Annotated in this window: 23 protein-coding genes and 1 pseudogene; 10 read left to right on the forward strand and 14 right to left on the reverse strand. The window is 71.2% G+C overall.

Annotated features, from left to right (window positions below; all coding sequences use genetic code 11):
- Positions 1–838: 838 nt before the first annotated feature.
- The 3 genes from ACFVXK_RS15690 to ACFVXK_RS15700 all read left to right on the forward strand — a co-directional run bounded on the left by ACFVXK_RS15690 (position 839) and on the right by ACFVXK_RS15700 (position 3,568).
- Positions 839–1,831, forward strand: a complete 993-nt coding sequence (locus ACFVXK_RS15690; RefSeq protein WP_389612064.1) for a ScbA/BarX family gamma-butyrolactone biosynthesis protein — start codon at positions 839–841, stop codon at positions 1,829–1,831.
- A gap of 206 nt (positions 1,832–2,037) precedes the next feature.
- The gene (locus ACFVXK_RS15695; RefSeq protein WP_389612065.1) at positions 2,038–2,709 is read left to right on the forward strand and encodes a ScbR family autoregulator-binding transcription factor; all 672 of its coding nucleotides are present in this window, start codon (positions 2,038–2,040) and stop codon (positions 2,707–2,709) included.
- A gap of 289 nt (positions 2,710–2,998) precedes the next feature.
- Positions 2,999–3,568: a GNAT family N-acetyltransferase gene (locus ACFVXK_RS15700; protein ID WP_389612066.1), complete on the forward strand. Its 570-nt coding sequence runs from the start codon at positions 2,999–3,001 to the stop codon at positions 3,566–3,568.
- On the opposite strand, the gene ACFVXK_RS15705 is transcribed toward ACFVXK_RS15700, so the two are convergent.
- From ACFVXK_RS15705 to ACFVXK_RS15715, 3 genes are all read right to left on the reverse strand, one after another.
- Positions 3,565–4,551, reverse strand: coding sequence for an AraC family transcriptional regulator (locus ACFVXK_RS15705; RefSeq protein ID WP_389612067.1), 987 nt, complete (start codon positions 4,549–4,551; stop codon positions 3,565–3,567). The two genes, ACFVXK_RS15700 and ACFVXK_RS15705, sit on opposite strands and share 4 nt — an antisense overlap.
- Before the next feature lie 47 nt (positions 4,552–4,598).
- The gene (locus tag ACFVXK_RS15710; RefSeq protein WP_389612068.1) at positions 4,599–5,426 is read right to left on the reverse strand and encodes an NAD(P)H-binding protein; all 828 of its coding nucleotides are present in this window, start codon (positions 5,424–5,426) and stop codon (positions 4,599–4,601) included.
- A 73-nt stretch (positions 5,427–5,499) separates the two neighbouring features.
- A complete protein-coding gene (locus ACFVXK_RS15715; protein WP_389612069.1) occupies positions 5,500–5,709 on the reverse strand; it encodes a DUF4287 domain-containing protein in 210 nt (69 codons plus the stop codon).
- Between the two features lie 200 nt (positions 5,710–5,909).
- Between ACFVXK_RS15715 and ACFVXK_RS15720 the strand changes: the two genes are divergently transcribed.
- On the forward strand, positions 5,910–6,458 hold the full coding sequence (locus ACFVXK_RS15720; protein WP_389612070.1) for a flavoprotein: 549 nt from the start codon (positions 5,910–5,912) through the stop codon (positions 6,456–6,458).
- A gap of 6 nt (positions 6,459–6,464) precedes the next feature.
- Here the strand turns inward: ACFVXK_RS15720 and ACFVXK_RS15725 are convergent, their stop codons facing one another.
- The 8 genes from ACFVXK_RS15725 to ACFVXK_RS15760 form a co-directional block, all read right to left on the reverse strand.
- Positions 6,465–6,971, reverse strand: coding sequence for a DinB family protein (locus ACFVXK_RS15725; protein ID WP_389612071.1), 507 nt, complete (start codon positions 6,969–6,971; stop codon positions 6,465–6,467).
- 167 nt (positions 6,972–7,138) lie between these two features.
- A complete protein-coding gene (locus ACFVXK_RS15730; protein WP_389612072.1) occupies positions 7,139–8,059 on the reverse strand; it encodes an NAD-dependent epimerase/dehydratase family protein in 921 nt (306 codons plus the stop codon).
- 95 nt (positions 8,060–8,154) lie between these two features.
- Positions 8,155–8,976: a BTAD domain-containing putative transcriptional regulator gene (locus ACFVXK_RS15735; protein WP_389612073.1), complete on the reverse strand. Its 822-nt coding sequence runs from the start codon at positions 8,974–8,976 to the stop codon at positions 8,155–8,157.
- Between the two features lie 146 nt (positions 8,977–9,122).
- Entirely contained in the window at positions 9,123–9,851 is a 729-nt protein-coding gene (locus ACFVXK_RS15740; RefSeq protein ID WP_389612074.1) for a ScbR family autoregulator-binding transcription factor, read from the reverse strand.
- A gap of 97 nt (positions 9,852–9,948) precedes the next feature.
- Positions 9,949–10,797: a BTAD domain-containing putative transcriptional regulator gene (locus ACFVXK_RS15745; protein WP_389612076.1), complete on the reverse strand. Its 849-nt coding sequence runs from the start codon at positions 10,795–10,797 to the stop codon at positions 9,949–9,951.
- 239 nt (positions 10,798–11,036) lie between these two features.
- Complete coding sequence (locus ACFVXK_RS15750; protein ID WP_389612077.1) at positions 11,037–11,672, reverse strand: ScbR family autoregulator-binding transcription factor; 636 nt, start codon at positions 11,670–11,672, stop codon at positions 11,037–11,039.
- Positions 11,673–11,987: 315 nt separating this feature from the next.
- Positions 11,988–12,740, reverse strand: a complete 753-nt coding sequence (locus ACFVXK_RS15755; protein WP_389612078.1) for a TetR/AcrR family transcriptional regulator — start codon at positions 12,738–12,740, stop codon at positions 11,988–11,990.
- Between the two features lie 49 nt (positions 12,741–12,789).
- Positions 12,790–13,755: an NAD-dependent epimerase/dehydratase family protein gene (locus ACFVXK_RS15760; protein WP_389612079.1), complete on the reverse strand. Its 966-nt coding sequence runs from the start codon at positions 13,753–13,755 to the stop codon at positions 12,790–12,792.
- A gap of 182 nt (positions 13,756–13,937) precedes the next feature.
- Between ACFVXK_RS15760 and ACFVXK_RS15765 the strand changes: the two genes are divergently transcribed.
- The 6 genes from ACFVXK_RS15765 (at position 13,938) to tpg (ending at position 20,635) form a co-directional block, all read left to right on the forward strand.
- Positions 13,938–14,693: an SDR family oxidoreductase gene (locus ACFVXK_RS15765; RefSeq protein WP_389612080.1), complete on the forward strand. Its 756-nt coding sequence runs from the start codon at positions 13,938–13,940 to the stop codon at positions 14,691–14,693.
- A 151-nt stretch (positions 14,694–14,844) separates the two neighbouring features.
- A complete protein-coding gene (locus ACFVXK_RS15770) occupies positions 14,845–15,516 on the forward strand; it encodes a ScbR family autoregulator-binding transcription factor (protein WP_389612081.1) in 672 nt (223 codons plus the stop codon).
- A 135-nt stretch (positions 15,517–15,651) separates the two neighbouring features.
- Positions 15,652–16,905 (forward strand): ParA family protein, encoded by a 1,254-nt coding sequence (locus ACFVXK_RS15775; protein ID WP_389612082.1) that lies wholly within the window; start codon positions 15,652–15,654, stop codon positions 16,903–16,905.
- The gene (locus tag ACFVXK_RS15780) at positions 16,902–17,813 is read left to right on the forward strand and encodes a ParB/RepB/Spo0J family partition protein (protein ID WP_389612083.1); all 912 of its coding nucleotides are present in this window, start codon (positions 16,902–16,904) and stop codon (positions 17,811–17,813) included. The genes ACFVXK_RS15775 and ACFVXK_RS15780 overlap by 4 nt, the downstream gene beginning before the upstream one ends.
- A 119-nt stretch (positions 17,814–17,932) precedes the next feature.
- Entirely contained in the window at positions 17,933–20,077 is a 2,145-nt protein-coding gene (tap, locus tag ACFVXK_RS15785; protein ID WP_389612084.1) for a telomere-associated protein Tap, read from the forward strand.
- A gap of 3 nt (positions 20,078–20,080) precedes the next feature.
- A complete protein-coding gene (gene tpg, locus ACFVXK_RS15790) occupies positions 20,081–20,635 on the forward strand; it encodes a telomere-protecting terminal protein Tpg (RefSeq protein WP_389612085.1) in 555 nt (184 codons plus the stop codon).
- A gap of 13 nt (positions 20,636–20,648) precedes the next feature.
- Here tpg and ACFVXK_RS15795 read toward each other — a convergent pair.
- From ACFVXK_RS15795 to ACFVXK_RS15805, 3 genes and pseudogenes are all read right to left on the reverse strand, one after another.
- A pseudogene (locus ACFVXK_RS15795) lies at positions 20,649–21,011 on the reverse strand (AAA family ATPase); the annotation flags it as partial.
- A gap of 176 nt (positions 21,012–21,187) precedes the next feature.
- The gene (locus tag ACFVXK_RS15800; protein WP_123996001.1) at positions 21,188–21,661 is read right to left on the reverse strand and encodes a MarR family transcriptional regulator; all 474 of its coding nucleotides are present in this window, start codon (positions 21,659–21,661) and stop codon (positions 21,188–21,190) included.
- Complete coding sequence (locus ACFVXK_RS15805) at positions 21,658–22,374, reverse strand: hypothetical protein (protein WP_260614478.1); 717 nt, start codon at positions 22,372–22,374, stop codon at positions 21,658–21,660. The genes ACFVXK_RS15800 and ACFVXK_RS15805 overlap by 4 nt, the downstream gene beginning before the upstream one ends.
- Between the last annotated feature and the right edge of the window lie 1,601 nt (positions 22,375–23,975).

The following is a 23,975-nucleotide window of genomic DNA, read 5'->3' on the forward strand; positions in this document are numbered from 1 at the left end:
CGGTGATCACTGGCAGCTCGGCCCCGCCTCCAGGAGCGCAAGAACCTTCCCAGAATGACCTTCGGGACGGCCTGAAACGACCGAGAACAGACCAGATAGTTGGCCGAATCTCGGCGACGAGGCCTGCCTGCACCCATGAAACGAGCCCCAGCGAGGCCTTCCAGGTCCACAGGTACGCAACCGGAGGGGTTAGACAAACCGCTTTCCCGGTTTGCTGAACTGCAGTTCAGGTGGTCAGACGGCGGAGTGGGGGCGGAGCACTGCTAGAGCCCCACTCGAAACGAAGGGCGCCGGCACCCGGCGCGGGAGCAGCCTGCACCCGGCGTCCAGGCCGGACAGCACCCCCGGCCCGGCCCCCGTACGGGGCGGCCGACCCGCCCCGCCGAAGCCACTCCACGGACAGCTCGTGACCGATTCCGGACGTCCACATGCCGGACCGCTCAGGCGGAGGAAACGGTCGCTCCCACACGGCTTCACGTCAGCAAAGCATTCGAAGCACCTCTTTTGCATTGCCAAACGCGCCAAGTCCGCTGATGCGCAAACGGAAGCCGCCTTCGCGCAACGCCCCCCGGACCCCCTCACCCGGATACGCTCCGCCTAGCCTCTGGCTAGAGGATCGCTCTCGACGCACTCAAGGCCCTACCCCCCGGATGGCGCGGATTCGCCGCCTGCCGACCGCCGGGGACCTGGGCAAATATGCGACGACCAGATGGCCGGAATGTGCACCTCCGCATATTTGAGAGGTCCGCCCCCGACAACCTCTGGAGAAAAAACCGGCTGGTATATATTTTTCTGAGCAGTCACACCTGTTACTGGTCAGCGCTGTCTAGGGGGAACTATGAGCGCGAGCACGTTTCACGTTGGGCGCACAGCGGTCTGCGACCTGACGGAACAGGCCACGATCTCAACGGCGGGCCGGGAGGATTTCCCCTTCCCGTCCCTCACCACCGTGCCGAAGGAACTGGTGCATCGCACTTCCGACGCCCAGGTCCTGCTCACCGACTGGCAGCGGCTGGACCAGGAACACTTCTCCGTGACCGCACAGTGGCCCCGCACCCACAATCTCTTCACTCCGATAGCCGGCGGCTACTACGATCCGCTGATCTGCGCCGAAACCATTCGCCAGGCCGGCAACCTGCTGGGACACGCGGAGTTCGGTATTCCGTTCGGCCACAACTTCGTGCTCTGGGATCTGGCCATCACCGTCCACCCCGAGCACCTGCTGATCGGCCGGACGCCGGCCGTCATCGACCTCGAGATCACCTACATCGAGACGAAGCGGCGCGCGGGCCGGGTGTTCGGAGCCGTCTACGAGACGGTCGCCCGCCGCGACGGACACGTCGTGGCGACCGGCCGGACCTCGTTCACCTGCACCAGCCCCGCCGTGTACCGGCGGATCCGGCCCGAACACGTGCTGCGTCCCGACCACCGTCCGCTGCCGCTGACGGCACCCGCCGCCCCGCAGACCGTGGGCAGGCTCTCCCCGACGGACGTGGTCCTCTCCCCCATCGGTCAGGAGAACCGCTGGCAGCTGCGGGTCGACACCTCGCACCCCGTCCTCTTCGACCACCCGGTCGACCACGTTCCGGGCATGGTCCTCATGGAGGCGGCCCGCCAGGCCGCCGCGGCCGCACTGGGACGGCGCTCCTTCATGCCGCTCGGCATCTCCACCGAGTTCAAGCGGTACGTCGAGCTGGACGCGCCCTGCATCATCGAGGCGGAGCGCATCCACGAGGACGGATCCGACGAGGAAGTCGTACGCGTGACGGGCCACCAGGACGGCGAACTCACCTACAGCGCCATCGTCAGGGCGCCTGCCTACGCCTACTGACCTGCGCTTCTCCCCGCCTTCCGGCGCTCCCCGGAACCTCCCCCGCCGACACCCTTCACGTGACACCACGGGCCCTGCGACATTTTCGCCATCGGGGCGCGGTGCCGCGTTGGCGTCGGCGTCACCCGCTGTAAGATACGAACGGGACGGGCGGTTTGCATCAGGGCTTCCGACGCTCCGCGATTCCTGCGACGGAAGGAGCCGACGTGGCTGAGCAGGTCCGAGCCATCCGCACACGCCAGGCGATCCTCAGCGCAGCGGCGAAGGTCTTCGACGAACGGGGCTACCAGGCCGCCACCATCTCGGAAATCCTCGCCGCCGCCGGTGTGACCAAGGGCGCGTTGTACTTCCACTTCCAGTCCAAGGAAGACCTGGCCCAGGGGGTCCTCACCGCGCAGAACGAGGATCTCCTCCTCCCTTCCCGCGCCTCCAAGCTCCAGGAGGCGGTGGACACCGTGATGCTGCACACGCACCGCCTCAGGACCAACCCCATGGTCCGGGCGGGCGTACGGCTGAGCCTGGACCAGAACGCGGTGGGGCTGGATCGCAGCAGTCCGTTCCGGAACTGGGTCGTCACCATGCAGGAACTGCTCGAGAAGGCCCAGGCCCAGGGTGAGCTGCTCCCCCATGTGGTGCCGGCCGAGACCGCCGACGTTCTCGTCGGCGCCTACGGCGGCGTGCAGTCCATGTCCCAGGCCATGACCGACCACGAGGACCTCGGGCGGCGGGTCAACGCCTTGCTGCGCCACATCATGCCGTGCATCGCCCAGCCCTCGGTCCTCGCCTCCCTGCACATCGGCGAAGACCGCGCGGAAGAGGTATACAACGAAGCCCGCCAGCTGGGTCAGGACCGGGCGGAAGAGAGCTCGTCCCACTGATCCGCCCCCGCATCCGTCCGCTTCGCGGAACGGCTCCGCTTCCCCTCGCACGGGCGCGGCCGGGAAGTCTCCGGGCAAGCTGTGCCGCCCGGCTCCCGGACGGTTCGACGTCCGGTTCCCGAAGCAACCGGGCGGATCGGGGGAAGCGCGCTCGGTGACCTCTCGGAGGGTCCACCCCGTCGGCCACCGGCCTTTGTGCCTGCAACACATGCCCCCCTGCCTCTGCTGATAAGAAATATACCGCACGCCCCGTTCTTTTCAAGCACTCCGCGCCCACTAGGCTGCGCGCATGATCAGCTCATCGCTCCGCCTGGTGCCGGTGACCCCGGACAACTTCGACGCCGTCTGCGCCGTACGGGTCCACCCCCGCCAGGAGCACCTCGTCTCCCCCGTCATGAAGTCCCTGGCCGAGGCCTACGTCCACGGCGAGACCGCCTGGCCGCGGGCCGTGGTCGACGGGGACGAGGTGGTCGGCTTCGTCATGGCCTTCCTGGACTACCGGTGGGACCCGGCGAAGGACCCGGAGGACATCCGCTCCGGCCTGTGGCGCCTGAACATAGCGGCCGACCGGCAGGGCAAGGGCTACGGCCGCTTCGCCGTCGAGGCGGTCACGGAGGAGATCCGCCGCCGCGGCGGGAAGCGGGTGTACGTCACCTGGAAGCCGGCCGAACACAACCCGGAGCCCTTCTACCTGGGCCTGGGCTTCCGCCGCACCGGCGAGGTCAACGGCGGCGAACCGGTGGGCGTCCTCGACCTCGGCCAAGACCCCGGCCAAGACCCCGCCCAAGACCCCGCCCAAGACCCCGCCCAAGACCCCGCCCAAGACCCCGCCCAAGACCCCGCCCAAGACCTCGGCTAACCGAGCACCACGGTCCCCGCAGCCCCCATCGGACCCCCCACCGGGCCCGCCCCCGCCCGGAACTCCCGGGGGCTCACCCCGCGGACCCGCTTGAAGGCCGCCGACAGCGCGAACGCGCTGCCGTACCCCACCCGCCGGGCCACCGACGCCACCGTGGCGTCCGGCTCCCGCAGCAGGTCGGCGGCCAGGGCGAGGCGCCAGCCCGTCAGATAGGCGACGGGCGGCTCCCCGACCAGCTCCGTGAAGCGCCGGGCCAGCGCGGCCCGCGACACCCCCGCCCGCCGCGCCAGCTCGGCCACGGTCCACCCGTGGGCGGGGTCCTCGTGCAGCAGCCGCAGCGCCGCCCCCACGACGGGATCCTCCTGCGCCCGGTACCAGCCCGGGGCCCCCGCCCCGGGCGCGGCGAGCCAGGCCCGCAGCACCCCGATCAGCAGCAGGTCGAGCAGCCGGTCCAGCACGATCTCCTGCCCCGGCTCGTCCCGCGCCACCTCCGAGGCGAGCAGGGCGATCAGGGTGGCGTCGGCGGCCCCCGCCGGGCGGACCAGCACCGCGGGCAGCGCGCCCAGCAGCCGCCGCCCGATCTCACCCGGCGCCTGGTACGTCCCGCTCAGCATCACCGCCGCACCGGCCCCCGGCCCCCGCCGGCCCCAGGTCCGCACGCCGAGCGCCAGCCGCTCGTCGAGGTACTCCCCCTCCGGCGAACTGCACCGCTGGTCGGGCCCCACCGTGACCTCCACCGGAGTGTCCGGCGAGTCCGCCAGCGTGTACGCCCCGGGACCCCGCACGACCGCCACGTCACCGGGACCGATCGGCACCGGCTCCCCGTCGTCGGGCAGCAGCCAGGCCGGACCGTGCACCATCGCGATCACCGACAGCGGCGCCCGGTCCTCGATCCGCACGGCCCACGGAGGGTCGAAAACGGACTTCAGCAGCACGGCGCCACGGGCCTTGGGCCCGTCGAGCAACCCGGTCAACGTGTCCATGGCCCCCCATCCTCACCCCTGCGGCCCCCGAACTCCCCCGCGGTACGTCACACGTCCCACACCCCGGTCGCCGCCGCCTCCCGCGCGTAGTCCGCGAAGTCCCTGGGCGGGCGCCCGAGCACCTCCTCCACCCCGTGGACCAGGTGCGCGTTGCGCCCGTCCAGGATCAGGGTGAACAGCTCGGCGAACTCCTCCGGGAGCCCCTCCTGCCGCAGCACCGCCCGGAACTCCCCGTCCGAGACGGGTACGTACGCGATCTCGCGCCCGGTCGCCTTCGACAGCTCGGCCGCCACCTCCCCGAAGCCCAGCGGCCGCGGCCCCGAGAGCTCATAGGTCCGCCCGGCGTGCCGGCCGTCGGTGAGCGCGGCCACCACCACGTCGGCGATGTCACCGGCGTCCACGAAGGGTTCGACCGCGTCCGCGACCGGAAGGGCGATCTCCCCGGCCCGCACGGGCTCCAGGAAGAAGCTCTCGTCGAAGTTCTGGTTGAACCAGCTGGCCCGTACGACGGTCCAGTCGGCCCCGGAGTCCTTCAGCCGGTCCTCGGCGATCCGGGCCGCCTCCTCACCCCGCCCGGACAGCAGCACCAGCCTGCGCGCCCCGGCCGCGACGGCCGCCTCCGCGAAGGCCCCGACCTGGTCGGCGGCCCCGGGGAAGGCGAGGTCGGGCTGGTAGGTGACGTACACCCGGTCCACGTCACGCAGCGCGGGCCCCCAGGTGGCGGGCGCGTGCCAGTCGAAGGCCGGCTCCCCGGTCCGCGACCCGATCCGCACCTCCCGCCCCTGGAGCAGCAGCCGCTCCGCGACGCGCCGGCCGGTCTTGCCGTGGCCCCCGATGACCAGGGTCTTCTTCGTTCCGCTCGTGTTCGTCGTCATGGGAACCAGTCAATCCCCCCGCGGCGAGACGCGACATGGCCCAGACACTCGCTCGCATACGCGTGCGTCCAGCTCAGCCCCGCGTCTCGGCGAGGGTGTGCGCGACGAGGGCGTTGGCGTGCCCGTGCCCGAGCCCGTGCTCGCTCTTGAGCCAGGAGACCAGCTCCATGTGCTTGGTCAGGGGAGAGGTCCGGATCAGTTCCGTCCACTCCGCGACGGGACGGCCGTACTTCTTCTCGATGGAGGGGAAGTAGCTCGCGGGGCCCTTCACCGGCTCGCTCATGTCGTGACTCCTCGTAGGTGCTCCGTGCGGACGGCTCCCGTCCACCCAGGGGTAGACCGGCCCCCGCCCGAAAACTCATCGCGGCCCCGAAGACTTTTTCCACCACCGGAACCACCGGAACCACCGGAACCACCGGGCTTATGCGGATCTGTCGGACCCTCAGGCCACGTTTACTCCGGGCATATGATCCCATGATCCACATGACGAGGACTCTCTACCTGTTCTGCTCCGCCGCCCCGCCCGTCTTCGACGTGGCCCACGTGATCGAGGACGCCCAGTCACGCGGCTGGAACGTCTGCGTGGGCCTGACCCCGGCGGCGGCGCGGTGGGTGTCCGAGAGCCTCGACGGGCTCGCGGCCCTGACCGGCAACCCGGTGCGCTGGCAGTACAAGCTCCCCGGGGAACCGGACGTGTGGCCCGCCGCGGACGCCGTGCTGTTCGCCCCCGCCACCTTCAACACCGTCAACGCCTGGGCCCTGGGCCTCACCGACCGGTTCACCGTCGGAGTCGCCGCCGAGGCCCTCGGCAAGGGCGTCCCGGTGGTCGCCATGCCCTGCACCAACGCGGCGCTCGCCGCGCACCCCCAGTTCGAGCAGTCCCTCACCGTCCTGCGCGGCGCGGGCGCCGAGCTGCTGTTCGGCGAGGGCGGCTTCGTCCCCGGCCCGGCCGGCCAGGACGCCCCGGCGCACTTCCCGTGGCAGACGGCCCTGGACGCGGTGGACCGGGCCGCCGCCGAGCGGACCGCCTGAGCGGGCCTACTCCCCCGTGACCCCGTCGATCGCCTCGCGCAGCAGGTCCGCGTGCCCGTTGTGCCGGGCGTACTCCTCGATCATGTGGGCCAGGATGTAGTGCAGCGAGTACGGCTGGTCGCCGAAGTGCCCCCGCACGTCGAGGGATTCGGCGGCCGCCACGATCTTCCGCGAGCGCTCGCAGGTCTCCTCCCAGATCCGGAACGACTCGTCCGGGTCCGCGTCCTCGACGTGGAACTCCGTCCACTCCCCGGCCTCGTTCTTCGGGAAGTACCCGCGGACGTCCTCGTCGGCCAGGACGTTGCGGAACCAGCCGCGCTCCACCTCCGCGAGGTGGCGTACGAGCCCCAGCAGGCTCAGCCCGGACGGCGGGACGGCCTTGCGCCGCAGCTGCTCGTCCGTCAGGCCCGCGCACTTCATCCGCAGGGTGTCCCGCTGCCACTGGAGGACGCTGGTCAAGGTGGCCCGTTCGTCGCCCACCAGCTCGGGCGGGGTCCGCTGTTCATCGCTCATCGGCCGATGATCACACCGCAGACCCCACCCCACCGCCCTTTCCACATACTGGACGGCGATCCACACGACGGGTCCACCCGACAGCCCACCCGGCCCACCCGGCAACCACCCGACAGCCCACCCGGAAGCCGCCCAGCAACCCACCCAGCAACCCGCCCGCCCGACCCTCAGGCCGCCACCCGCCCCCGCACGCCCGCCAGCGCCCGCACCCCCTCCAGGCTGCTCCCGTACCCGGGCCGCCAGCCCAGCTCCCGCCCGGCCTTGGTGTTCGACATCCGCAGGTCGGTGCCCATGATGGCGTGCGCGAGCGGCGCCGGCCGCAGCACCCACAGCGGTACGGTCATCGGCGCCGGCGCCCCGAAGGCCTCCGCCACCGCTCCCATGTGCCCGCCCCAGCCGACCGGGGTGTCGTCGGCGATGTTGTACGCCTCGCCCGGGCGCCCCGCGTCGACCGCCAGGGCCAGCGCCCGCGCCGCGTCCGCCACGTCGACCCAGCTCAGCGCCCGCCCCTTGTCCGGGACCACGGGCAGCTTGCGCCCCCGCAGCAGCGGCACCAGGTGGCTGTCGGTGACGCCCTCCCCGTAGAACAGCCCGAACCTCAGGCTCACGCCCTCGATCCCGGCCGCGGTGAACGCCAGCTCCTCCTTGGTCCGCATCGCACCGACGTGCCGCTCCAGCCAGACGTTCGTGCCGTGCGGCCCGAAGCCGTCGTCCTCGCCGAGCAGCGCCCCGCCGTGGTCCCCGTACCCGTAGCCGAACATCATCGACTCGACGACGAACCGCCGCGCCCCCGTCTCGCGGGCGGCGGCCAGCAGGTTCACGGTGCCCTCCGTACGCAGCCGGTTGGTGCCCGCCATGTCCTGGTGGCGGGCCATGGCCTTGCCCGAGAGCGCGGTGGCCGCGTGCACGACCGCGTCGAAGCCCCGTCCGTCGACGGCCCGCAGCAGTCCTTCCCGGTCGAGCAGGTCGGCCCGCACGTCCATCCCCGCGCCCCGGCCCAGTCCCGCGACCTCGTGGCCCGCGGCGCGCAGGGCCGCCGTCGCCCGCTGTCCCAGTACCCCGCTCGCGCCCGCCAGCAGCACCTTCATGGCCGTCCTCCTCCGTCGTGGTCTCACTCAGGGGACAGACGGGCCCGGCCGGACGTGACATCTCCCGGAGGGGATCCGAAGAGGAATGTCCCCCGCTATGCGGCGTAGAGGTCGAACGTCGACCCCCGCCTGGGCCCCGCCGCCACGTCCAGCGCGGGGTCCGTCCGCAGCATCGCCTGGTGCAGCCGCTGGAGCTGCGGCGACGGCTCGACCCCCAGCTCCGCGATCAGCCGCCCGCGCAGCCGCCGGTACACGTCCAGCGCGCTCGCCTGCCGCCCGGACCGGTACAGCGCGACCATCAGCTGCGCGTGCAGCCCCTCGTGCCGGGCGTGCCGGGCACCCAGATCGGTGAGCTCGGCGAGGAGTTCGGTGTGCCGCCCGAGCCGCAGGTCGGCGTCGATCCGGCGCTCGACGGTGACGAGCCGGCTCTCCTCCAGCCGCATCACCTCGATCTCCAGGACCGGCCCCACCCGCACGTCGACCAGCGCCGGCCCCTGCCACAGCGCGAGCGCCTCCCGCAGCAGCGCGGCCGCGCCCTCGTCGTCACCGCCGTCGAAGGCGGCCTGTCCCCGCCCGGCCAGCTCCTCGTACACGTTGACGTCCACGGCGCCGGGCGGCACCTGGAGCAGGTACCCGCCGTGCCGCGTCGTGAGGACCTCCTTCGCGGCCCCCGGCCGGCCGGGCCCCATGGCCGTGCCGAGCCGCCGGCGCAGCTGGAGGATGTACGTCTGCAGCGTGGTCGGCGCGCTGTCGGGCAGCTCCTGCCCCCAGATCTCCTCCATGAGGGTGGGCACCGGCACCACCCGCCCGGGGTGCAGCGCGAGGAGGGCCAGGATCTGACGCGGCTTGGACGCCGTCGGCACGATCGAGTCCCCGTCGACCTCCGCCGTCAGCGGACCCAGAACCTGAATCTTCATGGTCTCCCCTCCTCAGTCCGTCGCTTCGCCCCGCTCCTCCACACCCCGCCGGCCCGGCTCCGCCCGGCCCCGGCAGGCTCTCTCGCCGCCAGGACCGGACCGGTTCCTCCACGGCCCGGCCCCGGCAGGTCTCACATGCGGGGTCGTCAGACCCCGCTCCCGAGGAACTCGTAGCTCCGTTCCCCGTCCGCCACCCGCACGTCACGGGCCGCCCGCGTCCGGTAGTCCCGCGCCCGCTCCGCGCCGACGAGGCTCGGCAGCAGCAGCCCCCACAGGGCCGCCACCTTCCGCTGGAGTTCCGCGTAGGACAGCCCGGTCCCGGCCAGGACCTCGATCCCGCAGACGGCCGCGGCCACCAGCGCCTCGGCGCTCTCCCACCGGTCGGCGGCCCGGCCCCCGTCACCGGCGGGATCCTCGCCGTCCAGCCCGTCGGCGGGCGGGTCCAGCGGGAGCTCGCCCACGTCCCGTGCCATCCGCAGCAGTTCACACACCGCCGCCAGCCACGCCCCGTGGAAGTCCACCGCGGGCGGCTGCTGACCGGCGCACTCCTTGGTGATGCGGAAGCTCGCCGGGATCGCGGGATCCTCGTGCAGCGTCCGCGCCAGCCAGTGCGTGGTGTCGATGAGGGCCTGCAAGGGCGAGGCCCCGCCCTCCCGCAACCCCCGCACCGCCTCGTGCAGCAGGCCGCAGCCGCGCTGCTGGACGGCGTCCGCGAGCTCGTCCTTCGAGGCGAAGTGGAAGTACAGCGCCCCCTTCGTCACCCCGGCCGCACCCGCGATCTCACCGAGCGTCGCGTTGGCGTATCCGTTGCGGTGGAACAACTCGGCCCCGGCGAAGACCAACCGCCTGCGCGTCCGCTCCGACCTTTCCTGCACCGCTCCGTCTCCTTCCGCCCCCGCTGCGTCCTTGGCCGTCCCCCCGGCCGTCTCGCGGCCGGCGCCGTCGGCCTCGGACCGGCACCAGCCGCGCGGGTCAGGCCCGAACGAGGCGGTCGGCCCGCGCACCCGTTCCGGCGACCGCGGCCGCCACCGGCGCCGACTTGCCGACACCGCTCTCCGGGCCCGCCATCAGGATCGAGCGCTGCAGGCGGCGCAGCGTGGTCGACGGCTCCAGCCCCAGGTCCCGCACGAGCGTGGCGCGCAGCCGCTGGTACACGTCCAGCGCCTCGCCGCGGCGGCCCGAACGGTGCAGGGCGAGCATGAACTGCCCGTGCAGGTTCTCGTGGGTGCGGTACCGGCTCACCAGCACCGTCAGCTCCGCGAGCAGCTCGCGGTGGCGGCCGAGCTTCAGGTCGGCCTCGATGCGCTGGTCGAGCGCGCACAGCCGGGTCTCCTCCAGCCGGCGCGTCTCCATGTCCAGCTGCACGCCGCCCTGTACGTCGGCGAAGGCGGGCCCGGACCACAGGGCGAGCGCCTCGCGCAGCCGCTGGGCGGCGACCGGGAAGTCACCCGCGTCGATCGCCCGGTAGCCCAGCCCGGCCAGCCGGTCGAACTCCCGCACGTCGCTGGTCCCGCCGTCGCTGTTGAGCAGGTAGCCGCCGGGCAGCGTGACGAGCACGTCCTTGGCGGTGCGCTCCCCCTCGGTCCCCTCGAGGGCGGTCGCGATCAGGGCGCGCAGCTGGAGGACGTACGTCTGCAGGGTGGTGCGGGCGCTGCGCGGGGGCATCGTCCCCCACAGCTCCTCGATCAGCGCCGACACCGGTACGACCTGGTCGGCGTGGAGGGCCAGGAGTGCCAGGACCTGCCGGGGCTTGGGGGCGGTGGGAGTGATGGAGATCCCGTTCTCCCGCACGGCGAGTGCGCCCAGTACATCGATGTCCACGTCGTACTCCCCTGTCCTTTGGATGAGTCGCAAGAGTCAGTAGAAAACAGGCCGGACGGTTTGTCAATATGAAACCGGGCAGCCAGTTTCCGCCTCGGCGAGATCTCAATGCCGCTCAGCAAACCCGCCTGACCTGGCCTTTTATGGGCTCACACGCCCACACATGCCAGGACGGCGCTCTGCAGCCGCCTCGCAACAGCAGCCATATAACACCCTCAGGGGTCAAAAAATCAAACCAGTCAGTCTGTTTCCTCTTCACCCAATGCCTCGACGAGGACCGCAGCCGCCGCCTCGCCGCCCGCGATACCGGGCAGGACGACGGTCCAGATCCGGTTCAGCAGCTGCCGGGCCTCCCGGTCGGCCTCGAACCCTCCCAGCCCGTCGAGCCCCACCGTCATCGCCACCACCAGGTCCGTCGCGTCCTGCGGGGACACCCCCTCGGCGAGCAGCCCCGCCCGCTCGGCACCGACCAGCAACTCCTCCACCCAGGCCCGCCACTGCCGGCGCAGGTCCAGCCGGCCGCTGTGCGTGGTGTCCGCGCACAGCGCGAACGCGGCCCGCACCACGACGTCCTCGGCCAGCAGCGACAGCATCGTGTAGGTGGACCCGACCAGCACCCGCAACGGCCCGCCGGCCCGGTCCCGCTCCCCCTGCACCACGGCCGCCTCCCGCAACACCCGCCCGGCCCGCTCCTCCACGGCCAGGGCGAGGGAGGTCTTGCCGTCGAAGTGGAAGTGCAGGGCCCCGGAGGTGACTCCGGCCCGCCGGCTGATCTGGGCGATCGACGCGGCGGTGAACCCCTCCTCGGCGAACACCTCGGCGGCGGCGTGCACCAGCGACTCCCGCGTGCGCGCGGCACGTTCCTGCTTGACCATGGGGGGCTCTCCACACATCCGCCGCATCAGCGGTCCGCCCCGCAGAAATGGGGTACAAGACATCCTGCGCCACAGCCGTTCCGCCCGCCGGAGCCGGACCGGACTCCCACCGGAGTACACCCCCGTCCACGCAACCGAACCCGGCCGTTCCCCGCCCAACCTTCCCAGACCGCCATATTCAGCACTCAAGCCCCCGTCACAGGCACCACCGGCCCGCACCATTAACGCCGTTAACACGCGAAGCGGCGGTGACCCCACGCGCCACCGCCACGGCACTACCGCCACCCAGCCGGAACCGCCGGACAGGCTCCCGGTTCAGCGCCCCGCCCGCCGCTCCACGAGCAACCCGACCCCGTCGAGGATCCGCTCCAGCCCGAACTCCAGCCCCTGGTCCTGCCCCCCGTGCACGGCGAGGGACCGCAAGGCCGCCGCCAGCGCCGGATAGTCCTCCCCCCGCTCGCGCACCACCTCCCCGAGCACGGCCCCCAACTCGGCGTCCACCCCGCCCGCGCCCCGCGAGGCCCGCTCCTGCTCCACGATCCCCCGCACGTGCCCGGTCACCAGGACCACCACGTCCATGGCCTCCGCCCCGCTCAGCCCGCGCCCCTCCAACGCCGCCAGCGCCCGCTCCAGCCAGCCGACCTCCCGCGGCCCGAGTACCCGCGCCCCCACGGTGGCGTCCAGCACCCATGGATGCGCCCGGTACCCCTCCAGCAACTCCCGCGCCCACACCCCGAGCCGCTCCCGCCAGCCGTCCCCGGCCCCGGCCAGGGCCGCGTCCAGCCCCCCGCCCGGCTCCGGCAGGGCCGCCTCCACCATCAGCGCGACGAGCTCCGCCTTGCCGGGCACGTACCGGTAGAGGGCCATCTTGGTGACCCCCAACCCGGCGGCCACCCCCTGCATGGACACCCCGCCGAGCCCCTCCGCATCGGCGATCCCCACCCCCGCCGCCGCGATCTGCTCCAGCGTCAGCCCCCGCCGGGGCCCCCGCGCCGGCGTCACCGGCGGCCCCCACAGCAGCCGCACCGCCGTCCCCCGCTGCCCGTCCGCCACCACACGCTCCCTCACCCCGGACACCAAAACAGCGTCCACCGTACACAACACGCTTCGGCAGGCGTCACACGCGGCCCACGTACTCCCGGTACCAGGCGACAGCCTCGTCCAGACACTCCAGCGGACCCCGCCCCGGAGGGCACCCGGCGGCGTCCCAGACCGCCGCGCTGTCGTACCAGTGGTCCTGCGAGACCAGCTTGAACTGGCTGGGCCGCACCCGGCAGCCGGACGCCGCCATGCGTTCCAGGCACTCGGCCACGGAGAGGTCCCGGTCCACCCGCGGCAGCACCCCCCGCTCGGTGAACGCCTCCACCAGCTCGGCCGTCCGCACCGGCACGGGATGGCTGGCGTGCCACACCGTCCCCCCTGCCGGATCGTCCACGAGGGCGACCCGGGCGATCAGCCGCGCGAGGTCACGAACGGCCACCACGGACACGAGCGTCTTCCCCCCGTCCCACAACGCCCCGGTGGACGTGAGGATCTGCTCCAGTCCGGGAACCACCATGCGGTCCCCCGGACCGATCACCAGGCCGGGCCGGAGCACCACCGCCCCCGCGGCCAGCGCGAGGGCCTCCCCCGCCAGCCGGGTGCGGCTCGCCGGCGACTCGGGCGTGGGGACGACCCCGTCCACGGCGATCCCCCGGTGCGGCCCCCGGCCGTAGACCGCCGTGGTGGACAGGTGAACGATCCGCCGGACACCGGCCTCCCCCGCCTCCGCCATCAGCGTCCCGGTCCCCCCGATGTTGACGGCGGCGCACTCCCGCTCGTCGGAACCGATCCACGATGCGAGGTGGAGCAGGACGTCCGCCCCCTCGCAACTGCCCCGCAGCGATCCGGGATCGGACAGGTCTGCGTGGCGCCACTCGTCGGCGAGACCGGCGACACGCGGCGCCGTTCGTCCCACGGCCCGGAGCAGCAGTCGCCGGGCGCCCGGCGGTGCCTCGTCCCGGATGCGGGCGAGTTCGGCGAGTACCGCCGCCCCTATGAAACCGGTGGCGCCGGTGATCACCAGCCGCTGTGGCTCGGCCATCAGCTAGAAGTCCCTCCCCAGGAGAAATCCGAACGGCCGCAATGCTAAGTCTGGTCACTCGGTACTCGCACAGAACGGCGTTCATCTTGACCTCGTCACCCGAACCGCAAGCCGCCACTCCGAAGCAGCCGGCGGACTGCGAACCATCAGGACCGCCCGCGCCCAGGGCGGCCGGCGGCCCATTGGCCGGGAAGACGGCCCTGGTCACCGGCGCCAGCCGGGGCATCGGCCGCGCGATAGCCGAGCGCCTCGCCGCCGACGGCGCCCTGGTGGCCGTCCACTACGCGCGCAGCGTCGAAGCCGCCGCCGAAGTCGTGGGCTCGATCCTCGACGCCGGGGGCGAGGCCTTCCCCCTGCGGACCGAACTCGGCGTTCCCGGTGACACCGAGTCCCTCTACACCGCGTTCGACGCGGAACTCGTCCGCCGGGGCATCGCCCCCCGGCTCGACATCCTCGTCAACAACGCCGCGGTCAGCGGCTCGGCCCGGATCCACGAGGTCACGGGAGAACTGATCGACAGGATCTTCTCGGTCAACGTGAAGGCGCTCCTCCTCCTCACCCAGGAGGGCCTGATCCGGATGCCGGCGGGCGGCCGGGTCATCAACGTCTCCTCCGCCGTCACCCGCAAGTCCTATCCGGAGTCCGTCGTGTACTCGATGAGCAAGGGCGCCCTCGACACGCTGACCCTCGCCCTCGCCAAGGAGCTGGGCCCCCGGGACATCACCGTCAACGCGGTCTCCCCCGGATTCACCGCGACCGACATGAACGCGAAGCACCGCACCACGCCCGAGGGGGAGGCCCGACTGGCCGGGCTGTCCGTCTTCGGCCGCATCGGCCGACCTGCCGACATCGCCGACGCGGTGGCCTTCCTCGCCTCGCCCGACTCCCGTTGGATCACCGGCCAGTTCCTGGACACGTCGGGCGGCACGCACCTGTAGCCGGGACACCGTTAACGGCGTTAACGCGCTCCACCGTTAACGGCGTTAACGCCAGGACCCTTAAAAGTACTGGTCGACTGGTTTTTTTTCGCCGCCTCCTATTAGATTGATCTTCAATACCGCCGGACGAAACCGACATCAGGAGACACACGTGGCGAGGGTCAGGCAGGAACGGGCCGAGATCACCCGACAGGCGATCCTCGACGGCGCGGCCATCGCCTTCGATCACGCCGGCTTCGGCGGCACCAGCCTCAGCGACGTGGTCAAACACGCCGGAGTCACCAAGGGCGCCCTCTACTTCCACTTCCCCTCCAAGCAGGCCCTCGCCCGCACCCTGGTCGACGAACAGTTCCAGGTCTCCGCAGGCGTCCCCGAGGCCCTCGACGACCCCGGCCTCCAGACCGTCATCGACCTCACCCACCAGATGGCGTTCGGGCTCCGCACCAACGTCCGCATCCGCGCCGGCATCCGCCTGGTCATCGAGTTCGGCTCGTTCACGGACCCGGACCCGACCCCGTACAACTCCTGGATCGAGACCTGCCTCAGCTGCCTGACCCCGGCCCAGGAACGCGGCGACGTGCTCCCCTCGGTCGACGTGCACGCCCTGTCGACCTTCCTCGTCGGCTCGTTCACCGGCGTCCAGGTCACCTCGTACGTCCGCACCGGCCGCGAGGACCTGCACGCCCGGCTCGTCGACCTATGGACCTACCTCCTCCCCGGGATCGTGCCCCCCGACCGCCTCGCCCTCTTCGACCCCACGGGCTCCCCCGAGTGCCGCAGGCAGTTCGAACTGCCCACCGTCCCACCCCTCCCCCTCCCCTGACACCCCCTCCAGGGCGGCCCCGCACACCCGCGGAGCCGCCCTTTCGCGTGCCCGGCCCCACTCCCCACCCATTTCGTTAGCAAAACCCAAGCGTGGCGCCCACACAGACCCAAGAACGTTAGTAAAGTCCCTCTCATGACTTCGCCCTCGTCCCCGAACGACCGAGAGAAGGTCGTCTCCAAGCTCCCCCCGTGGCTCCGCCAGGAGTTGAAGATCCGCACCGCCCAGCTGCGGGTCGACATCCAGGACGCCGTCCACCAGGGCATCGCCCACTGGAGCGCCCTCGCCTCCGCCCCCTCCCCCGTCGACACCTCCGGCGCCGAGTCGTTCTCGACGTGGCTGCCCGCCGGCCAGTGGGAGTCCTTCCGCACCGGCTCCAAGGACCGGGGCGTCTCCCTCATCCAGGGCCTGGCCCAAGCGGTGCACCTCTGGCTGGAGATGAACCCGGCCCCCACCGTCCAGCGCCCCTCGGTCGTCCGCCGCATCGTGGTGTGCAACCAGAAGGGCGGCGTCGGCAAGACCGCCATCACCGCCGGCACGGCCGAGGCCCTCGCCGAGGACCCCGCGACCCTGCACCCCGTCCGCATCGCCCGCCAACTGGCGAAGCTCGCCGGCCCCGACGAAGCGCACGGCACCCCCACCACCCCCCTGGACCTCGAAGACCTCCCGGGCCTGGGCATGCGCGTCCTGCTCGTCGACTTCGACCCCCAGGGCCACCTCACCAAGCAGCTCGGCCAGCAGCCGCTCCCCATCGGCGGCGACAGCCTCACCTGCCACATGGCCGGCGAGGCCAAGGGGCCCCTCCAGGACCTCATCGCCCCCATCGAGCACGACCGCTTCGGCGACCGCCTCCACCTGCTGCCCGCCTGCACGGACGCCTTCCTCCTCGACGTCCGCCTCTCCACGGTGCGCGCCCGCGAGGCCGCCCTCGAACGGGCCCTCGCCCCCGTCGAATCCGACTACGACGTCATCCTCATCGACTGCCCGCCCAGCCTCGGCCTGAGCATGGACGCGGCGATCTACTACGGCCGCCGCCGCGACGCCGAACAGCCGGGCGCCTCCGGTGCGCTGATCGTCGTCCAGGCGGAGGACTCCTCCGCCGACGCGTACGACCTCCTCACCTCCCAGATCAACGACCTGCGCGACGACCTCAGCCTGGACATCGACTATCTCGGCCTCGTCGTGAACCTCTACGACGGCCGCCGCGGCTACATCGCCACCAGCTCCCTCCAGGCCTGGATGGACATAAAGGATCCGCGGGTCGTGGCGATCGTCCCCGACCTCAAGGAACAGCGCGAGTCCGTCCGCCTGAAGCAGCCCCTCTTCGTCTACGCCCCCAACGGCGACCAGGCCGTCGCCCTGCGCGCCCTCGCCCGGGAGATCTCATGAGCAAGGCAGACAAGCTCGGCGTCTCGGCGTCCTTCGCACGGGCCCAGCCCGTCGGCGTCAGCTCCCGCCGCGCCGCCATCGCCGAAGCCACCGGCGCCCCCACCTCCGGTGTGGTCCCGCCCTCCGAGGTTCCCATCGAGGCCCTGGCCCACAACCCGTTCAACCTCCGCGAGGACCTCACCGACCTCGACGAGCTGGCCCAGTCCCTCACCGTGCGGGGCCAGCTCCAGCCCCTGGCGGTCGCGACCCGCATGGCCTTCATGGAGGCCCACCCGGGCGCCACCGAGGGCCTCGGCCGCGCCCCGTACGTGGTCATCGACGGCAACCGCCGCCTCGCGGCCGCCCAGCTGGCCGGGCTCAAGACGATGCACATCCACGTCAACGACGCCCTGTCCGCCTCGGCCGCCGACATCCTCGAATCGGCGCTCATCGCCAACGTCCACCGGGTCGACGTCGCCCCCATGGACCAGGCCCGCGCCCTCCAGGAACTGGTCGACGTCCACGGCTCCCAGGCCCAGGTCGCCAAGCGGATCGGCAAGACCCCCGCATGGGTCTCCCAGCGCCTCACCCTCCTCAACCTCACCCCCGCCCTCCAGGAAAAGGTGGAGACGGGCGAACTCAAGGTGGAACCGGCCCGCCGCATCGGCCGCCTCCCCCAGGAGGAACAGGCGGCGGCCGCCACGGAGAGCATCAACACCGTCAACCCCCCGCGCCAGCGCACCCGCCCGACCCCTCCGACCGTTAACGCCGTTAACGCCCCCGCACCCACCCCACCCCCCGCCCCCCACCCCACCCCCCGCATCACGATCTCCGCCCAGTCCCCGGAGACCATCGCGGACGCCCTCACCGCCCACCTGACCCCGGACGACCTCAAGGCCGTCACGGAGCTGCTGATGCAGCGCATCTGAACCGCACCGCACGCACGCCGGGGGCGCTGACGGCATTAACGCCGTTAACGCCCCCACGTGCGTTTCATGTGCGTTCAACAGTGCGCTTCACATAGAGTTGCCCCTGGAGGTAGGTAGCAATGAGCGAGACGAACGAACAAACCACCCTCTTCGCGGCGGTCGACGCCCTGCTGGAGGAAGCCGCGGCCAAGGACGGCCTCCCCGTCCCCGACGAGCGCAAGCGCCTGCGCGAGGCCGCCGGCCTCAGCCAGGACCAGATCGCCAAGGCCCTGTCCGTCCGCCGCGAAACCGTCACCTCCTGGGAGACCGGCCGCACGGCCCCCCGCCCCCCCAAGCGCGCGGCCTACGCCCGCCTCCTGGAAGGCCTCGCCGCCCTCCACCCGGCCACCCCCACCATTAACGCCGTTAACACGGAGCCCCCCACCCCCCAGCCCGCCACCCCCACCGTTAACGGCGTTAACACCGAGCCCCCCACCCCCCGGGCAACCGTTAACGCCGTTAACGCCCCCACCCCCCCAACACCAGCCCCCCACCCGACACCCAAGCCCCCCACCCGAACCACCCAATCCACCCCCTCCACCCCTCCCCTCCCCCTCCAAGGCAACGGCCCCCTCGCCGTCCTGGACGGCACCGGCCACGCCCACGCCGCAGGCGGGGTCCTCCTCACCCACCCCACCACCGACCTCCCCTCCCTCATCACCTGGGCCCTGGGCCCCGACGCCGACCTCCGCGCCCCCCGCCTCCACCGCAACGGCAAGGACGGCGACCCCCTCCTCGTCCTCACCGCCCCCGCCGCCGAGGCCCTCGGCCTCCCCCTCACCCTCGAAGACCGCCGCAACCTCCGCCTCCCCGACAACCACCCCGTCATCAAGCAGCTGACCAAGGCCAAATGGCAGCTCACCCGGCGCGGGTTCGGCCCCTGGGCCCGCATCTACCGCCCGGCCTCGCCCACCACCGGCCGCCAGTGCGTCCAGCTCGCGGTCCTCCCCTGGGGCGCCCTGGACTCCCGCGCCTGGGGCGAGGACACCTCCGACCTCCCGGCCCCCGAGCTCGCCGAGCTGCTCTCCACCTACGCCACCCGCGTCCTCACCCCCCGCGGCTCGACCGCCGTCACCGGCCTCGAACTCATGACGGCCCTCCGCCCGCCCACCCGCGCGGCCCGCAACCCCCAGACGAACGCCTGGGAGTCGGCCCCCGTCGCCGGCTCCCTCACCCGCCCCGTCGACCCGGCCCCGCCCGAGGCACCCGACGAGCACCCGGTGGTCGCCGCCCTCCACCCCCGCTCCCACCAGCGCACCCCGGACCAGGTCCTCGACGAGGAGGCGTACGACTGGATCCGCGACCCGGAGCTCCTCACCGACGCCGAGTGCGCCCGCACCCACGCCGTGGGCATCGACGTGAACATGGCCTTCGCCGCCGCCGCGAACCGCCTCACCGTCGGCACCGGCCCCGCCGTCCACACCACCGGCCCCCGCTTCGACCCGAAGCTCCCCGGCTGCTGGCTCGCGGACCTCTCCGCCCTCTCCCTGGACCCCCGCCTCCCCAGCCCCTTCACCCCGCACGGCAGGCCCCCCACCGGTCCCGCCTGGTACGCGACCCCGACCCTGGCCTACGCCCAGGAGCTCGGCCACGACGTCCGCCCCACCGAGGCCTGGATCCGCCCGGAGCACGGCCCCTACCTCGACGCCTGGTACTCACGCCTCCGGGACGCCTACCTCGCCACCATGGCCGACATGGGCGTGACGACCGCCCTCACGGAACCCGAGTTCCTCACCGCCATGGAGACCCACAAACAGCACAACCCCCTCCCCACCGCCGTCCTCTCCGCCATCAAGTCCACCGTCAAGGGCGGCATCGGCAAGCTCCGCGAACGCCCCCAGGGCGCCGGCTACCGCCCGGGCGAGCCCTGGCCCGCCCTCGAACGCCCCACCTGGCGCCCCGACATCCGCGCCGCCGTCATCTCCACGGCCCGCGTCAACATGCACCGCAAGATGCAGAAGCTCGCCACCGCCGCCAGCCTCTACCCCATCGCGGTCCTCTCCGACTGCGCGGTCTACCTCTCCGACGGCCCCAGCCCCCTGGACTTCCTCCCCCGCACCCCCGAGGGCAAGCCCCTCCCCGGCGGCTTCCGCCTGGGCGTCAGCCCCGGCATGGTCAAGCACGAGGGCACCCAGCCCCTCCTGTGGGCCGTCCAGCTCCTCGACGAACACCTCAACCCCGCCCGCCACATCAAGGGCCACGACGCATCAGCAGACGGCGAGTAACCGATGCCCGACATCAACGACAGCCTCACCCGGGCCGACGAACAGCACTTCACCCGCCCCATCCCCAAGTCCGCCGGCGCCCAGGTGCGCTACCTCCTCAAGCAGCTCAAGTCCACCAAGAACGTGGCCACCCTCCTCGGCGTCTCCCGGCGCACGGTCGAGCGCTACGTGAAGAACGAGATCAAGCACCCCAAGCCGGCCCTGGCGGCCCGCATGGAAGCCGAGGTCCGCCGCCGCTGGCAGCCCCTCGTCCGCAAGCGCGCCCGCGAAAAGGCCGCCCGCACCACGGGCCTGGTCATCGAGACCCGCGCCCGCTTCGGCTTCACCGCCGCCCCGGGCACCACCGACGACGGCCGCATGCGCCGCATCACCCAGCACCTCCCCCCGGAGTACGCCGACCGCCTCTTCGCCGCCCAGGACACCGGCGCCACCGAAACCCAGCTCCGCCAGATCACGGCCGAAGCCCTCCAGGAGATCTACTTCAAGGACAACGGCGCCCGCGCGAGCACCCTCCTGGTGGAGTTCACGGACATCGACTACGTGGACTTCACCTTCTGACCACCCCCACCGCCCCCGCGATCCGCGCCCGGAGCGTGTCCTGGTCGGCATGGAGCACGAAGTGCCGCACGGGAATCCCATACCCGGCGAGACCCGCACTGATCTCCCGCCAGTACTCCTCGACCAGGACGGTCATGGGCACCACCAGGGTCCCGCCCGTGTACTCGAGCACCCGCCGCGCGGTCTCGACCACGAGCGTGCGCCACGGCGGCCAGTGCTGAAAGTTGTCCGTCGCAGGAAGCCCGGGCGCGATGTCCATGAGCATCTCGCCGACCTTCTCGGCATCGAACACCCGCGATCCCGGGACCAGCCGCTGCACGATCCCACTGGTGGTCGTCTTACCCACGCCATGGGTCCCGTTGAGCCACACGATCACGCCCCCACCCCTCCCCCAACCCCCAACCAGCGCCGAACCAACCAACCACCTACCCCAGAGCCCCAAAACGCCCCCACAAGCCCCCGAAACCCATCGAGGGCCCCGGGATATCCCCGGGACCCTCAAACCCCCCTGAGAGGCCATCAGAGCCCCTCCAGACCCCTCCCTCAAGCCATCTACCCCACAGCGTGCAAGGTCCGCCGCCGCTTCGACTCCGCAGCCTTCTTCGCCGCGGCCTGCGCCGCCCGCTTCTTCCGCTGCTCGGCGAGCTGGTCCTGGTACTCCGCGACCGCCTGGTGGTAACTGGCGACGTACCCACGCGCGTCCAGCCGCTCGTCGGCAGCCATCTCGTTCACGGCCGCGACCGCGTCCTCGAACGAGTTGTACCCGGCCAGCATCGGGTTGATCTGGTACACCCCGTTCCTGACCTTCCGCACGAGCTTCGCCAGCTCCAGGCTGCGCAGAGCGGCGTTGACGCTCGGCCTGCTCAGCTCCAGCAGCCCCCCGATGGTGGCCTGGTCGATCAGGATCCGCCCACCGGGCTCGCTCAGCGAACGCAGCTTCAGCAGCACACGGTACGCGGCAGGCGGAAGGTCCAGGTCGGAGAGAAGCCCGTCGGCGTTGACCGCAGCGAATCGCAAGGTGCTCACTGAGCTGTCCCTTCTTCCTTGCGCTGCGCCCGGCTCAGCCGGCGCGCAGCGCGCTCTTTGGACCGTTCGGCCCGCAGTTCCTCGATTGCCTGCCGCATGTGGTCCAGCGACGGGAACCGCACCAGGTCCGGCAGGCTCGTGTCGCTGCGAATCTGCGAAATGGTGCTGTGCTGCTCCACCTTCACGAACTCACCCGCCGTCTCCGTTCCCGGGATGAACTCGGCCACCCGGTAACTGTAGGGCGGGTTGAACTGGTACACACCCCGCCGCACCTTGAAGACGATCCCATGAGACATGACGGTGTGCAGGGCCTCCGACGTCTTTGTCCGACTGACATCCAGGATCGTAGCCATCTCCTCCTGGGTAAGTGGAATCCGCCCTCCCGCCCGCTGGCACGCGATCAGCAGCAGGATCAGCCTCAGGGGCAATGCTTCCCTGAAGTACTGGGCGATCACCAGGAAGAACTCCAGGCTGTCCATCGAGAACGCGTTCGGCTGGCTCTGCGTCCCGTAGAACTCCAGCGGCTTGCGCTCGCCGTCCAGGGTGAGCTTCCGGCTGGGGTACCGCTTCGCGAGGCTGTCCAGATCCTTGACCGGAGCCAGCGGCTGACTCCACGCCGAGATCGCGTCATCAACGGGGAGATCAGGACGCGGCGCGCGCGACGGACTCGGCCGGCGGCGCTGTGCTTCTGATGACACGAGGATGCTCTCCACTTCGTTGATCTGCAGAGAGAGTATGTCAACAAGGGTGACACTAATGTCACGCTCGTTGACGTTCGGCGTGTCTTGTGTCCCCCCAGGGGGGACACATCTCGGCCACGGCCCCCCGAGACCCCCTCAGAGACCCCCCTCAGCCAACGACACCCCCCTCCGGCGCAGTTCGCCGACACATCTCCCCAAGAACGTCAGCCTCCCCGACATTTTAGCCAAAAAAGCGTCAGTCTCACTGACGTTTTGCAGCCGATGTGTCCCCCTACCAGCGACACATCCCCCGAGTTATGTCCCTTCTGAGGGGACATAACTTTCCCCCCACACCCCCTCTGACCTGCGGCAACGCATATCCGTACCCTCTATAGGCCGTCTCCTGCCGCGCTGCGCGTACTCAATGCCGTCGCGAACCCCCAGCACGAGCGCATTTCCTGACCCCGAACCAGTCCAGCCACTCCACCGTCGCGGACCGGACACCCTGTCCGTAACCACGCAGAATCTGACTGATTCCTATCTCTATCCCCACATCACTTTGAATCACCCACCCAACCAACCATTAACGCCGTTAACACCCACGCCGCACCTCCAGACCACCTCCACCCACTTTCAACCACCCCCACCCCACCCCCTCAAGCCAACACCCCACACCCCACCCAACCTTCACCCCACCACTTCACCCAACAAGCCCCCCAAACCCCACAAAAAAGATCCCAACGACCAAAAACACCAGACACCACCCCCTAACGGATTATTCAAGGGCCCCGACAACCAACCCATCCCTCAGCGCTCCCCAAACAATGCTCAGAACCTTCGCCACCCAACGGAGTACCCCACCAAAGACAAGATCTTGGTCCGCAAAGCGGACCACCGACGAACCAAGCAAGCCAGCTTCTTGTCCCAGGCACTCAGTCCCTGGGGTCCCGCCAAGACCCCGGTCCAAAGCACCCTCCCTGGCCCAGCCAAACCGGGCCTTGCTGAGCCCAGCGAAGCCCGCTCCACTACCCCGGAGCAAAGCGGAGGCGTAGACGCCAAAGGCTTCTGCAGCCAGGCCCAACAAGCCGGGTCTCTCCCGAGCACGCAACTCACGAATCCTGGAGGCAAAGCAGAAAGGATCAAGGGCTGCGAAGCAGCCCGGCTGCGCTGAGCACAACTGTTCTCGGGTCCACACGCAGCACAGAGGTACCCGCTCTGAACTGTCCAAGCACACTGGCCCATAGGCCTGGCCCTGGCCCGGCGAAGCCAGACCCCCTGAGTGCAGCGAAGCTCCTCACTGCTCCAAAGCGAAGCTGAGGAGCCAGGCGCCGAAGGCGCCTCGGCCGAGCGCAGCAAGGCCGGCCTCTCCTGAGCGCGCAGCGCTCAGACCCTGGAGCGAAGCGGAAGGGCTCGCAGCCGAAGGCAGCCCCCGAAGCGAAGCGCAGGGGGTTCTCTGCCAAGCACACAGTGCTTTAGGGGGACTTCTGCCCCGCCGGAGCGCAGCAGAGGCGGTCTCTTTGCCAAGCGCGCAGCGCTGGGGGTCCCTGGAGCGAAGCGGAAGGGACTGCCCCCGAAGGGGGCCCTGCCGGAGCGCAGCGCAGGCAGTCTCTCTGCCCAGCGCGCAGCGCTGGGGG

This window comes from Streptomyces sp. NPDC058157 (assembly GCF_042884105.1).
Taxonomy (GTDB): Bacteria; Actinomycetota; Actinomycetes; order Streptomycetales; family Streptomycetaceae; genus Streptomyces.